This is a genomic window from Pseudomonas thermotolerans DSM 14292 (assembly GCF_000364625.1).
GTDB classification, from domain to species: Bacteria; Pseudomonadota; Gammaproteobacteria; order Pseudomonadales; family Pseudomonadaceae; genus Aquipseudomonas; species Aquipseudomonas thermotolerans.
This window is the reverse complement of sequence record NZ_KB822601.1, coordinates 214,362-226,972: the sequence shown is the minus strand read 5'-3', so window position 1 is coordinate 226,972 and position 12,611 is coordinate 214,362. Positions and strand designations below refer to the sequence as shown.

12 protein-coding genes are annotated in these 12,611 nt (G+C 68.6%); 5 read left to right on the top strand and 7 right to left on the bottom strand.

Annotated features, from left to right (window positions below; genetic code table 11):
• Nucleotides 1–7: 7 nt before the first annotated feature.
• The gene (locus tag H165_RS0103965) at nucleotides 8–760 is read right to left on the bottom strand and encodes an NRDE family protein (protein WP_017937613.1); all 753 of its coding nucleotides are present in this window, start codon (nucleotides 758–760) and stop codon (nucleotides 8–10) included.
• A gap of 146 nt (nucleotides 761–906) precedes the next feature.
• Between H165_RS0103965 and H165_RS0103960 the strand changes: the two genes are divergently transcribed.
• The 3 genes from H165_RS0103960 (at nucleotide 907) to H165_RS0103950 (ending at nucleotide 3,382) form a co-directional block, all read left to right on the top strand.
• Nucleotides 907–1,689 (top strand): sulfite exporter TauE/SafE family protein, encoded by a 783-nt coding sequence (locus H165_RS0103960; RefSeq protein WP_017937612.1) that lies wholly within the window; start codon nucleotides 907–909, stop codon nucleotides 1,687–1,689.
• 9 nt (nucleotides 1,690–1,698) lie between these two features.
• Nucleotides 1,699–2,496 (top strand): prolipoprotein diacylglyceryl transferase, encoded by a 798-nt coding sequence (lgt, locus tag H165_RS0103955; RefSeq protein WP_017937611.1) that lies wholly within the window; start codon nucleotides 1,699–1,701, stop codon nucleotides 2,494–2,496.
• Nucleotides 2,497–2,587: 91 nt separating this feature from the next.
• Complete coding sequence (locus H165_RS0103950) at nucleotides 2,588–3,382, top strand: thymidylate synthase (protein ID WP_017937610.1); 795 nt, start codon at nucleotides 2,588–2,590, stop codon at nucleotides 3,380–3,382.
• Nucleotides 3,383–3,386: 4 nt separating this feature from the next.
• Here H165_RS0103950 and yrfG read toward each other — a convergent pair whose 3' ends face one another.
• Nucleotides 3,387–4,049 (bottom strand): GMP/IMP nucleotidase, encoded by a 663-nt coding sequence (gene yrfG / locus H165_RS0103945; protein ID WP_017937609.1) that lies wholly within the window; start codon nucleotides 4,047–4,049, stop codon nucleotides 3,387–3,389.
• A gap of 111 nt (nucleotides 4,050–4,160) precedes the next feature.
• Between yrfG and nudE the strand changes: the two genes are divergently transcribed.
• Together nudE and cysQ are read left to right on the top strand one after the other, a co-directional pair.
• Nucleotides 4,161–4,727: an ADP compounds hydrolase NudE gene (nudE, locus tag H165_RS0103940; RefSeq protein ID WP_017937608.1), complete on the top strand. Its 567-nt coding sequence runs from the start codon at nucleotides 4,161–4,163 to the stop codon at nucleotides 4,725–4,727.
• The gene (gene cysQ / locus H165_RS0103935) at nucleotides 4,724–5,545 is read left to right on the top strand and encodes a 3'(2'),5'-bisphosphate nucleotidase CysQ (RefSeq protein ID WP_017937607.1); all 822 of its coding nucleotides are present in this window, start codon (nucleotides 4,724–4,726) and stop codon (nucleotides 5,543–5,545) included. Before nudE ends, cysQ begins: the two co-directional genes overlap by 4 nt.
• Nucleotides 5,546–5,594: 49 nt before the next feature.
• Here the strand turns inward: cysQ and H165_RS0103930 are convergent, their stop codons facing one another.
• The 5 genes from H165_RS0103930 to arcD all read right to left on the bottom strand — a co-directional run bounded on the left by H165_RS0103930 (nucleotide 5,595) and on the right by arcD (nucleotide 12,562).
• Nucleotides 5,595–7,502 (bottom strand): beta-ketoacyl synthase, encoded by a 1,908-nt coding sequence (locus H165_RS0103930; RefSeq protein ID WP_017937606.1) that lies wholly within the window; start codon nucleotides 7,500–7,502, stop codon nucleotides 5,595–5,597.
• Nucleotides 7,503–7,730: 228 nt separating this feature from the next.
• Nucleotides 7,731–8,663, bottom strand: a complete 933-nt coding sequence (gene arcC / locus H165_RS0103925; protein ID WP_017937605.1) for a carbamate kinase — start codon at nucleotides 8,661–8,663, stop codon at nucleotides 7,731–7,733.
• 87 nt (nucleotides 8,664–8,750) lie between these two features.
• Nucleotides 8,751–9,761, bottom strand: coding sequence for an ornithine carbamoyltransferase (locus H165_RS0103920; RefSeq protein ID WP_017937604.1), 1,011 nt, complete (start codon nucleotides 9,759–9,761; stop codon nucleotides 8,751–8,753).
• A 95-nt stretch (nucleotides 9,762–9,856) separates the two neighbouring features.
• Nucleotides 9,857–11,113, bottom strand: a complete 1,257-nt coding sequence (arcA, locus tag H165_RS0103915; RefSeq protein WP_017937603.1) for an arginine deiminase — start codon at nucleotides 11,111–11,113, stop codon at nucleotides 9,857–9,859.
• Between the two features lie 21 nt (nucleotides 11,114–11,134).
• Nucleotides 11,135–12,562, bottom strand: coding sequence for an arginine-ornithine antiporter (arcD, locus tag H165_RS0103910; RefSeq protein WP_017937602.1), 1,428 nt, complete (start codon nucleotides 12,560–12,562; stop codon nucleotides 11,135–11,137).
• Nucleotides 12,563–12,611: the final 49 nt, after the last annotated feature.

Below are 12,611 nucleotides of genomic sequence, written 5' to 3'. Positions count from 1 at the left end.
GTTCCGGTTAGGGGCGGATCTCCACCCGCACTTCCCCGAGTCGGGCCCCGAGGGGCCCGAAGCTGCGCTCGACCAGCAACTGGTGGCCGTCGGCGCGGCGCAGCAGCGCGGTGCTGGCGCGGGTGCCGTAGGTCGGGCTGGCGATGAAGGGGCTGGACAGCAGCCGCTCGGTGGCCAGGCCGACGCCGGTGTCCGGCAGGTCGGCATCGCTGGCCGGCTCGGGATCGGCGAGCAGTTCCAGGAGGGCTTCCGCGCTGGGCGAATCCAGGCATTCGGCGAACGCCGCCTTGCTGCGCTGCAGCTTCGGCCAGGGAGTGTCCAGGGCCGCGTTGGACAGCCCGTAGAGGCCTGGCGCCAGCGGGCGCGGCCGGCCCTCCCGGGCGTTCAGGTAGTGCAGCTCGTCGCGGTTGCCGACCAGCAGGTTGAAGCCCGAGTAGGCCCGCGCCGCGGCGGCGACCTGTTCCAGGTACTCGGCAGGGGACAGCTGGCCGCGCAGGAAGCCGGCCACCAGCTCGCCGCGCGAGCGGCTGCCCGGCGCCTGGCGCGGGTCACGGATGTTGGTCAGGGCGGCGAAGCGGTCGCCGGCGGTAACCCCCAGCCAGGTGCCGCCGGCCTCCAGGTCGCGGCCGGCGTAGAGGCCCGGGGCGTCCTCCCACTCGGCCAGCGGGCGGCTGGGCCGCGCGTAGAACTCGTCGCGGTTGGCGGCGACCAGCAGCGGCCAGTCGTGGCCGGGGCGCCAGGCGAGAACGATCAGGCACATCGGGCAGCTTCCAGGCAGGTGGAAAGCCACAGCTTATCGGCTTGGCGGGCGTTCTAGTAGGTATCGTCGCCCGGCCCCGATGCGGCTTGGCTGGAGGGGATGGGGCGGCATCCGGTAGTATTGGCCCTCTTTGCAAGGGGGTGGCGATGGAGTTCCTGCTGTATCTGCTGCTGGGGGCCGGGGCCGGGGTGCTGGCCGGCCTGTTCGGGGTCGGCGGCGGCATGATCATAGTGCCGGTGCTGGTGTTCAGCTTCACCGCTCAGGGCTTCGATCCGGCGATCCTCACCCACATGGCGGTGGGGACCTCGCTGGCCACCATCGTCTTCACCTCGGTCAATTCGGTCCTGGAACACCACCGCAAAGGCGCGGTCAATTGGACGGTGTTCATCTGGATGGCTCTGGGCATCCTGATCGGCGCGGCGCTCGGCTCGCTGACTGCCGAGGCGATTTCCGGGCCGATCCTGCAGAAGATCATCGGCACCTTCGCCATCTGCATCGCCATCCAGATGGCCTTCGACCTGCGTCCCAAGGCCGCCGGCAGCCTGCCCGGCAAGGCCGGCCTGGGCGTCGCCGGCGGGGTGGTCGGCTGGGCCTCGGCGATCTTCGGCATCGGTGGCGGCTCGCTGACCGTGCCCTTCCTGGTCTGGCGCGGACAGAGCATGCAGCAGGCGGTGGCCACCTCGGCGGCCTGCGGTCTGCCGATCGCTCTGATGGGCGCGCTGAGCTTCATGGTGATCGGCTGGAGCGCGGCGCGGTTGCCGGACTGGAGCCTGGGCTACGTGTACCTGCCGGCGCTGGTCGGCATCGCCGTGGCCAGCATGCCGTTCGCCCGGGTCGGTGCGCGGCTGGCCCACCGCCTGCCGCAGCGCGTGCTGAAACGCCTGTTCGCCCTGCTGTTGCTGGGCGTTGGCCTGAATTTCCTGCTTTGAGGAACTAGGATGCTGCCTTATCCGCAGATCGACCCGGTGGCCTTCGCCCTGGGCCCGCTGAAGATCCACTGGTACGGCCTGATGTACCTGATCGGCATCGGCGGCGCCTGGTGGCTGGCGGCGCGCCGGCTGTCCGCCTTCGACGCCCGCTGGAGCCGGGAGAAGCTCTCCGACCTGGTGTTCTGGGTGGCTATGGGGGTGATCCTCGGTGGCCGCCTGGGCTACGTGCTGTTCTACGACCTGTCCGCCTACCTGCACGACCCGCTCAAGGTGCTGCGCGTCTGGGAGGGCGGTATGTCCTTCCACGGCGGGCTGCTCGGGGTGATGTTCGCCACCTGGCTGTTCGGCCGGCGCAACGGCAAGGGCTTCTTCGAGCTGACCGACTTCATCGCCCCCCTCGTGCCCATCGGCCTGGGTGCCGGGAGGATCGGCAACTTCATCAATGCCGAGCTGTGGGGCAAGGCCACCGACCTGCCTTGGGCCATGGTGTTCCCTACCGACCCGCAGCAGCTGGCCCGCCATCCTTCGCAGCTCTACCAGTTCGCTCTGGAGGGCGTGGCGCTGTTCGCCATCCTCTGGATCTATTCCCGCAAGCCGCGGCCGACCATGGCGGTGTCCGGGCTGTTCGCCCTGTGCTACGGGATCTTCCGCTTCATCGTCGAGTTCGTCCGCGTCCCGGATGCCCAGCTGGGCTACCTGGCCTTCGGCTGGCTGACCATGGGGCAGGTGCTCTGCCTGCCGATGGTCCTCGGCGGCCTGATCCTGATGCTCTGGGCCTACCGTCGAGCGGCCTCGTCCGCGGCGTGAAGGAGCACCTGCGGCCTGCTGTCGGCTGTTCTTGTCCTGCACCGGGGCTGTCCTTACCATGGGCGCCCCATTTCCTCGCCGCGAGCATGCGATGAAACAGTACCTCGACCTGATGCGTCACGTGCGTGAGCACGGCACCTACAAGAGCGACCGCACCGGCACCGGCACCTACAGCGTGTTCGGCTACCAGATGCGCTTCGACCTGGCCGAGGGCTTTCCTCTGGTGACCACCAAGAAGTGCCACCTGAAGTCCATCATCCACGAGCTGCTGTGGTTCCTGAAGGGCGACACCAACATCCGCTACCTGAAGGAAAACGGCGTCTCGATCTGGGACGAGTGGGCCGACGAGAACGGCGACCTCGGCCCGGTTTACGGCTACCAGTGGCGCAGCTGGCCGGGGCCGAACGGCGAGTCCATCGACCAGATCAGCAAGCTGGTCGAGATGATCAAGACCAACCCGGACTCGCGGCGGCTGATCGTCTCTGCCTGGAACCCGGCGCTGGTGGACCAGATGGCTCTGCCGCCCTGCCATGCGCTGTTCCAGTTCTACGTGGCCGAGGGCAGGCTGAGCTGCCAGCTGTACCAGCGCTCGGCGGACATCTTCCTCGGCGTGCCCTTCAACATCGCCAGCTATGCGCTGCTGACCCTGATGATCGCCCAGGTCACCGGCCTCGAGCCCGGCGAGTTCATCTGGACCGGCGGCGACTGCCACCTGTATGCCAACCACCTGGAGCAGGCCGACCTGCAGCTGTCCCGCGAGCCGCTGCCGCTGCCGACCATGCGCCTCAACCCCGAAGTGAAGGACCTGTTCGCCTTCCGCTACGAGGATTTCGAGCTGATCGGCTACCAGAGCCATCCGCACATCAAGGCGCCGGTGGCGGTCTGAGCGCCTAGATGCCTTCGAGCAGCGCCCGGTAGTCCTCCAGGGCGGCGAACTCCTCGGTGTCCCTGGGGCCCTTGCGGCTGTCCGGCTGGCGTACCGCCAGCAGATGGGCGACGCCGAACTGCCGGGCGCTGCGCAGGATCGGCAGGCTGTCGTCGATGAACAGGCAGCGTGCCGGGTCGAAGCCGAAGTCCTCGCGCAGGGCGAACCAGAACTGCTGGTCCTCCTTGGGAAAGCCGTAGTCGTGGGAGCTGATCAGGCGGTCGAAGTAGGCGGCCAGCTCGACCCGTTCCAGCTTCAGCGACAGCGAATCGCGGTGCGCGTTGGTGATCAGCGCCACCCGCTTGCCGGCGCGGCGCAGGGCGGCGAGGAAGCGGTCGGCGTCCGGGCGCAGGCGGATCAGCTCGGCCACCTCGCGCTTGAGGTCGGGGATCGACAGCTGCAGCTCGCGGCTCCAGAAGTCTGTGCAGTACCACTTCAGGGTCCCGGCGTGCTCCTGGAACAGCGGCAGCAGCGCGGCGTCGGCCTGTGCGCGGCTGATGCCGTGGTGCTCGGCGTAGCGCTGTGGCAGATGCTCCAGCCAGAAGTGGTTGTCGAAGTGCAGGTCGAGCAGGGTGCCGTCCATGTCGAGCAGTACGGTGTCGATGGCGGACCAGGGGAGCGTCGGCACTGTGGGTATCCTGAAGCTGGTGAAGGCGGGACGTGGCGGTCGGCAGCGCAGGCCGTCCCGCGGTAAAGTCGGGGTATGATAACCCGCCAGCTCAAGCCCCGGAGTCGTCCCATGCGTGAGAAACCCACAGTGCTCGGTCGCGAAGTCGTGGCGAAGAGCCGCCTGTTCACCGTCGAAGAACTGCAGCTGCGTTTCGCCAATGGAGTGGAGCGGACCTATGAACGGCTGGCCAACCGGGGCAACGGCTACGGCGCGGTGATGGTGGTGGCCCTGGCCGATGCCGAGCACGCGCTCCTGGTGGAGGAGTACTGCGCGGGCACCGACGACTACCAGCTGTCTCTGCCCAAGGGGCTGATCGAGCCCGGAGAGGACGTGCTGGCCGCGGCCAACCGCGAGCTCAAGGAGGAGGCCGGTTTTGGCGCCCGGCAGCTGGAGTTCCTCACCGAACTGAGCCTGTCCCCCGGCTACATGAGCCAGCGCATCCAGGTGGTGCTGGCCCGCGACCTCTACGAGGAGCACCTGCCCGGCGACGAGCCGGAGCCGATGCGGGTCGACCGGGTCAACCTGCGCGAGCTGTCCAGCCTGGCCCAGCACCCGCAGTTCAGCGAAGGCCGCGCCCTGGCCGCCCTGTACCTGGCCCGCGACGTGCTGACCCAGCGTGGGGAGTTCGTCCTGTGAGCCATCCCCTGCTGCCCGCGGTGATCGACCTGGTGCGCGCCGCCGGCGCGGCCATCCTGCCCTACTGGCGCGGCGAGCTACAGGTCCGCGAGAAGGCCGACGCCTCGCCGGTGACCGCCGCCGACATGGCCGCCCACCGCCTGCTGGCTGCGGGTCTGGCGGCGCTGGATGGGCAGATTCCGGTGCTTTCCGAGGAGGCCAGCGAGATTCCCCTGAGCGAACGCCAGCGCTGGCAGCGCTGGTGGCTGGTGGATCCGCTGGACGGTACCAAGGAATTCATCGCCGGCAGCGAAGAGTTCACCGTCAACGTGGCGCTGATCGAGTTCGGTCGGGTGCGCTTCGGGGTGGTCGGCCAGCCGAGCAGCGGGCGCTGCTTCTACGGCGGTGCCGGGCTGGGGGCCTGGCGCAGCGAGGCGCCGGGGCAGGCCGAGGCGATCGGCGTGCGCGAGGCGCATGATGGGCCGTTGGTGGTGGTGGCCAGCCGCCGGCACAGCAGCCCGGCCCAGGAAAGCCTGCTGGCCGGCCTGAGCCGCCGGCTCGGCGACCTGGAGCTGGCCGGCATCGGCAGTTCGCTGAAGTTCTGCCTGCTCGCCGAGGGCCAGGCCGACTGCTACCCGCGCCTGGCGCCCACCTCGCAGTGGGACACCGCGGCGGCCCAGGGCGTGCTGGAAGGCGCCGGCGGCCTGGTGCTGGGCCTCGACGGCGCGCCGCTGGACTACGCGGCGCGGGAGGACTACCTGAACCCCTGGTTCCTCGCCCTGCCGGCCGAGGCGGTGTGGCGCGACGACCTGCTGCGTCTGGCCCGCGAGCTGGCCTGAGGGCCTCTGCGGGGCTGCCCGGCAAGCGGTCGGCTCCGGTTCTCCAGGCTCAGTCGAGCATATCGCTGAAGCGCTCGTCCTTGCGGTAGCGCAGCGGCTGCGGGAAGCCCGGCACCCGGATGCCGTCTGCGCCCAGCTCGATGGCCTGCTCGTCGATCATGTCGTGGCCGAAGTTGTAGATGATGTCGAACTGGCCGCGGATCGCCTGTTCGTCGTAGCGCCGGGCGGCGGCGCGGGTCGCCTCGCGCTTGGCCTGGTAGGCGGCGAAGGCGGCCTCGCCGTAGCGCTTGCGCAGCATCCGCTCGACCTTGCGCGGAGAGAGCAGCACGCCGGTGGCGTTGTTGCCGCCGAATCCCTTGGAGTTGACGAAGCAGACGTCCATCGGGCGGTCCAACTGGCGGTCCTGGGTGGCGATGCTCAGGTGTTCGCGATGCACGTCGTCGGCCACCCGGTCGATGGTCTTGATCCCCGGCAGGATGCCGTAGTGGAAGGTGCCCAGGGCGGACACCGCCTGGTCGGCACTGGCCGCGGCCAGGGAGTGGCCGACGAAGGCCTTGACCGCCACCAGCGGCCAGTCCTCGATGCCAAAGGCCGCGGCGACGCGGTCCAGCAGCTCCGATTCGGTGACCCGGTTGGCCGGGGTGCTGGAGCCGTGGGCATGCACGAAGCTGTGCCGGCGCACGCCTTCCAAGCCGACCAGCTGGATGGCGCTGGCCACCGCCTTGGCGAGGGTCAGGTAGTTGCCCGGGCCGGGGGCGGAGATGGACTTCTTGAAGCCGTCGGCGTTGATGAACACGTCGGTGGCCGCGCCGTGGATGTCGGCGCCCAGCTCCATGACCAAGGCGTCGTCCATCAGCACCAGGTACTGGCTGGACTCGGCCAGGGTGAAGCCGCAGTTCTCGCCGAACGGCCGGCTGGCGCGACGGAAGTCCACTTCCTCGCCGCCGCCCTGCACGCTGCGTAGGCCGTCCTCGGTGGCCAGGGCGCTCATGGCGCCATAGCCGTCGATGCACTCCTGGGTGATCGGTGCCTCGCTGTTGCCGACCAGCACCACTCGGGCGCGGCCGCTGGTGATCAGGTCGATGCCCTTCTGCAGGTTGTAGAGGAAGGTGGCACAGGCGCCGGTGACGCTGCCGGTGGTCCCGACGCTGCCCAGCACGTAGGCGTTGATGAAGTCCGCCGGCATGGTGTTGAGACCCAGCGGGCACTGCTTGGAGCTGACCCGGCCGCCCTTCAGGCGTGACTGCAGCATGCCGCCGAAGCCGTGTTCGTCGAGCTGGCTCATGATGCTGCCGGAAAACACCGCCACCTCGTCGGGGGCCACCTGCTCAAGGATGGTAGACCAGTCGATGCCCACCGAGCGCAGCGCGTCGGTGGCGCCGACCACCGCCAGTTGCAGGCCGCGCGGGTGGAAGCGCGAGTTGTACAGCTCGCCGGGCTCGAAGCCGCTGGGCAGCTGACCGGCGGACTTCACCGGCAGCTCGCGGAAGCTGTCCACCTTGACGTCGCAGCTGCCATGCAGGGTGACGCGCACTGCGTTGCCGTCCAGCTCCTCTACCGTCCAGCTGGCCGGCAGCGGCTCGGGCAGCTGCTTGCGCTGGGTGACGAAGGTCAGCGGCGCGCCGTCCGGGCCGGCGAGGCTGAGGTTCTTCTGCCAGTGGGCGGCGTCCACGTCCAGATAGCTCTTCTCGATGCGCCGCACCAGGGTGGAGTCGAGGATCTGCCGGGCATAGCGGCGTTCGATGTCGGCCGGACTGAGGGCTTCCCCTTCGCTGGAGCGGAACTGGCCGTCGACCACCTTGACCAGCTTGGTCATCACCGCCAGGCCGGCGAGGGTCTCCTGACGGGCGGTCGCGTCCAGGGATTCGATCACGGTGCGGCGGAAGCCGTGGTGGAAGGAGCTTCGGCCGGCGGCGTTGTAGCCACCGAAGCCAACAATGACCGGCAAACGAGACATCACAAGCGACTCCTTTGATTAGACCGCTGCGCATGGGGGGCCGAGAGCGGCGGCGTCCCGGGAAACGGCGTCAGCTCGGCGGTGCCGGTGGGTGGAGGTACCTGCCGGCGGCGCAACGGCCAAGATTGGAATGCTTATGATGACGTGATTGGTGACCTCCGAGTCACGATGGGTGCGCCTGGTCACGCGACCGCCGGGCGGATGGCGGCAGGGCCGTCGCCGCGCGCCTCAGCGGCAGTACAGCCCGGCATGGGCGGTGGATACCCGGGTACCGGCCTGACCGGCGACTATGGCCTCGATGTCCGCCAGCGAGCCGATCACCGCCGGTCGCCCGGTGGCCCGCGCGAATTCGCAGGCGGCCTGCACCTTGGGGCCCATGGAACCGGCGGCGAAGCCGAGCCCTTCCAGCTCCTCCGGATGGGCCGCGGCGATGGCCCGTTGGTTCGGCCGGCCCCAGTCCAGGTAGGCGGCGTCCACGTCAGTGGCGATCACCAGCAGGTCGGCGTCCAGCTCGCGGGCCAGCAGCGAGGCGCAGAGGTCCTTGTCGATCACTGCCTCGACGCCGGACAGGCGCCTGCCGCTGGCGTCGTACAGGGTGGGGATGCCGCCGCCGCCGGCGCAGATCACCACGGTGTCCTTCTCCAGCAGCCACTTGACCGGGCGGATCTCGAAGATGCGCCGCGGCCGCGGACTGGCCACCACGCGGCGGTACTTGTCGCCGTCGGGGGCGATGCGCCAGCCCTTCTCAGCGGCCAGACGCTCGGCTTCCTCTTTCGCGTAGACCGGGCCGATGGGCTTGCTCGGGTGCTGGAAGGCCGGGTCCTTGGCGTCCACCTCCACCTGGGTGAGCAGGGTGGCTAGGGGCACTTCGGCGGGCAGCAGGTTGCCCAGCTCCTGCTCGATCATGTAGCCGATCATGCCTTCGGTCTGCGCGCCCAGCACGTCCAGCGGGTAGGGATGGCTGGCGTCGTAGGCGGCGCCCTGCAGGGCCAGGAGGCCGACCTGCGGACCGTTGCCGTGGGCGATCACCAGCTGGTTGCCGGGATGCACCCTGGCGATCTGCTGGCAGGCGATCCGCACGTTCTCGCGTTGGTTCTCCGCGGTCAGGGGTTCGCCGCGACGCAGCAGGGCGTTGCCGCCCAGAGCGATGACGATGCGCATGGGGTGGGGCTCCTTTGTCGGGGAACGGGTCGGTAGTGGCTTGGGGCGCGACTCCCCTCTCCGGCGGGCTGGCGAGGGGAGCGGTGGTCAGATATCCGCCAGGGTCGCCACCAGGATCGCCTTGATGGTGTGCATGCGGTTCTCCGCCTGTTCGAAGGCGATGTTCCAGGGCGATTCGAAGACCTCCTCGGTGACCTCGATGCCGTTGGCCAGCTGCGGATACCGTTCGGCGATCTGCCTGCCGACCCTGGTCTCGCTGTTGTGGAAGGCCGGTAGGCAGTGCATGAACCTGACCCGCGGGTTGCCGGTGGCGCGCATGATCTCGCGGTTGACCTGGTAGGGCAGCAGCAACCGGATGCGCTCGCCCCAGGCCTCCATCGGCTCGCCCATGGACACCCAGACGTCGGTGTGCACGAAGTCCACGCCGCGTACCGCTTCCCTGGGATCCTCGGTGAGGGTGATCAGGCCGCCGTTCTCCTCGGCGAACTTCATGCAGGTGGCGACGTGCTCGTCGCTGGGCCAGAGCTCCTTGGGCGCGGCGATGCGCACGTCCATGCCGAGCTTGGCGCCGATCAGCAGCAGCGAGTTGCCCATGTTGTTGCGCGCATCGCCCAGGTAGGCGTAGCGGATGTCGTGCAGTGGCTTGTCGCTGTGCTCGCGCATGGTCAGCACGTCGGCGAGCATCTGGGTCGGGTGGTATTCGTCGGTCAGGCCGTTGAACACCGGCACCCCGGCGTAGCTGGCCAGCTCTTCGACGGTCTCCTGGCTGAAACCGCGATACTCGATGGCGTCGTACAGGCGGCCGAGCACCCGGGCGGTGTCCTTCATGCTCTCCTTGTGGCCGATCTGCGAGGAGTTGGGGTCGATGTAGGTGACATGGGCGCCCTGGTCGTAGGCGGCCACCTCGAAGGCGCAGCGGGTGCGGGTGGAGGTCTTCTCGAAGATCAGTGCGATGTTCTTGCCTTTCAGGTGCTGCTGCTCGGTGCCGGTGTACTTGGCGCGTTTGAGGTCGCGGGACAGGTCGAGCAGGTAGCGCAGCTCGCGCGGGCTGTGGTGCAGCAGGCTGAGCAGGCTGCGGTTGTGCAGGTTGAAGGCCATGGGCTCCTCCTCGAAGGCTGAAGTCTTGGCTCCGCCGCTACGGCAGCGGGCGGCACGGCGCCGGCGGGCGGGCCGTGCCGGACGGCTTGGGACGGTCAGTAGTCGACCGGGTCGCGGATGATCGGGCAGGTCATGCAGTGTCCGCCGCCGCGACCGCGGCCCAGCTCGCTGGCGCTGATGGTGATCACCTCGACGCCGGCCTTGCGCAGCAGGGTGTTGGTGTAGGTGTTGCGGTCGTAGCCGATCACCACCCCGGGCTCCAGGGCCACCACGTTGTTGCCGTCGTCCCACTGCTCGCGCTCGGCCTCGTAGGCGTCGCCGCCGGTTTCCACCACGCGCAGCTTCTTCAGGCCCAGGCAGTCGGCGACCACCTGGAGGAAGGGCTTGTCCTCGCGGCGCACGTCGATGCCGCCGGGCTTGCTCTCGTCCGGGCGCAGCACGAAGGGCACGATGCGGTGGGCGACTTCCGGGAAGATGGTCACCAGGTCGCGGTCGCAGAAGCTGAACACCGTGTCCAGATGCATCGTGGCCCGTGAGCGACCCAGCCCGGCGACCACCACCTTGTCCACCGCGCCGGCCTCGAACAGGCGCTTGGCGAGCAGGCCGACGGCCTGGTGCGAGGTGCGCTCACCCATGCCGATCAGCACCGTGCCGTTGCCGATCGGCATCACGTCGCCGCCCTCCAGGGTGGCAGCGCCGTGGTCCTGGTCGGGGTCGCCGAACCAGATCGGGAAGTCCTCGCCGGCGAAGTCCGGGTGGAACCTGTAGATGGCCGCGGCGAGCAGGGTCTCCTGGCGGCGCGCCGGCCAGTACATGGGGTTGAGGGTGACGCCGCCGTAGATCCAGCAGGTGGTGTCGCGGGTGAACTGGGTGTTGGGTAGGGGCGGGAGGATGAAGCTGGCCTCGCCCAGGTAGGCGTTGAACATCTTCACCGTCTCGCTGTTGCGCCAGCGCGCCAGGTCGGCGCCGGACACCCCGCCGATCAGGAACTCGGCGATCCGGCGCGGCGGCAGCTGCGCGATGAAGTCGCGCACCTCGCTCACCAGGCCGAGGCCGACCTGGTGAGCGGTGATCTTGCGGTCGAGGATCCAGGCCAGCGCCGCCGGGTTCTGCACCGTCTCCTCGAGCAGGTTGTGCATCTCCACCACCTCGACGCCGCGCTCGCGCATCTTGGTCATGAAGTCGAAGTGGTCGCGCTTGGCCTGGGACACCCAGATCACGTCGTCGAACAGCAGCTCGTCGCAGTTGTTGGGGGTCAGGCGCAGGTGCGCCAGCCCCGGCGAGCAAACCATCACCTTGCGCAGCTTGCCGACCTCGGAATGCACGCCAAGGGGTATCTTCTCCTGGTTCATGGTCGCGATCTCCTTGCGAATCTAGAGGGTGAGGAAGCCGTCATAGAGTCCGTAGGCGGCGACGATGGCGCCGACCACCACGGCGGCGAAGATTAACTTCTCGAGGGGGGTGAACACCGGCTGGCCGAGCTCGTGCTTGGCCTTGGCGAACAGCAGCGCCCCCGGCGCGTAGAGCAGTGCGGAGAGCAGCAGGTACTTGATGCCGCCGGCGTACAGCAGCCAGGCCGCGTAGAGCAGGGCGACGAGGGCGATCGCCAGGTCCTTGTTGCGCTCGCGGGCGTCGTTCTCGTAGGTCTCGCCGCGCAGCGGCAGCAGCACCGCGTAGGCCGCCGACCAGAAATAGGGCACCAGGATCATCGACGTGGCCAGGTAGATCAGGTTCAGGTAGGTGCTGGCGCTGAACAGGGTGACGACCAGGAACAGCTGGACCAGCGCGTTGCTCAGCCACAGGGCGTTGGCCGGTACGTGTCGGGCGTTCTCGCGGCGCAGGAAGGCCGGCATGGTGTGGTCGCGGGCCGAGGCGAAGAGGATTTCGGCGCTGAGCAGCACCCAGGAGAGCAGGGCGCCGACCAGGGAGATCACCAGACCGATGCTGATCAGCACCGCCCCCCAGTGGCCGACCACCTGTTCCAGCACCCCGGCCATCGACGGGTTCTGCAGTCTGGCCAGCTCCGGCTGGGTGAGGATGCCGAGGGACAGCACGTTGACCAGCACCAGCAGCAGGAGCACGGTGACGAAGCCGATCACCGTGGCCTTGCCGACGTCGCTGCGCTTCTCGGCGCGCGCCGAGAAGATGCTCGCCCCCTCGATGCCGATGAACACCCAGACGGTGACCAGCATCATGTTGCGCACCTGGTTCAGCACGCTGCCCAGTTCGGGGTTCGAGCTGCCCCAGATGTCGCGGGTGAAGATCTCCAGGCGGAAGGCGAAGAAGCAGATCAGGATGAACAGCAGCAGCGGCACCAGCTTGGCGATGGTGGTGATGGTGTTGACGAAGGCCGCCTCGCGGATGCCGCGCAGGACCAGGAAGTGCACCGCCCAGAGCAGGGCCGAGGCGGCGATGATCGCCGCCGGAGTATTGCCCTCGCCGAACACCGGGAAGAAGTAGCCCAGGGTGCTGAACAGCAGCACGAAGTAGCCGACGTTGCCGATCCACGCGCTGATCCAGTAGCCCCAGGCCGAGGAAAAGCCCATGTAGTCGCCGAAGCCGGCCTTGGCGTAGGCGTAGACGCCGGCGTCCAGGTCGGGCTTGCGGTTGGCCAGGGTCTGGAACACGAAGGCCAGGGCCAGCATGCCCACCGCGGTGATCGCCCAGCCGATCAGGATGGCACCGACATCGGCGCTGGCGGCCATGTTCTGGGGAAGGGAGAATATCCCGCCGCCCACCATGGAGCCCACCACCAGGGCCACCAGTGCGGGGAGACGTAACTTCTGAGTGGAGCCTGACATTGCAAACCTCCTGGTGTGACGAAGCCGTCGTCTCCAGTTAAGACCGACT